The sequence below is a fragment of the Saezia sanguinis genome, assembly GCF_003991585.1.
Lineage (GTDB): Bacteria > Pseudomonadota > Gammaproteobacteria > Burkholderiales > Burkholderiaceae_C > Saezia > Saezia sanguinis.
Map to the genome: position 1 here is coordinate 1 of NZ_PQSP01000184.1, position 243 is coordinate 243.

Consider the following 243-nt stretch of genomic DNA (forward strand, 5'->3'; position numbering starts at 1 on the left):
AATTATTATGTTGGAAGATGGTGATACCAATCCAGACATCATCATTGAAAATTATTACCGTGATAATGAAGAAGCAACTAACTTAATTATTGGTCAACATGAAGATGGTAATTTGTATGTTTATGTACCAGAATCTGGCTTAAATTCTGAAGCGATCAGTATTCTTGCCGAAGAAGTCGTTGCACCACAAGCATTGGGTGGAAATGCTTTACAAGATCCATTTTGGACATTCAACCCTTGGTG

At 36.2% G+C, this 243-nt stretch carries 1 protein-coding gene; it reads left to right on the top strand.

All coding sequences use genetic code 11. From position 1 onward, the window contains the following. On the top strand, positions 1-243 hold a 243-nt coding region (locus tag CUZ56_RS15920; RefSeq protein ID WP_204250979.1), incomplete at both ends, for a hypothetical protein.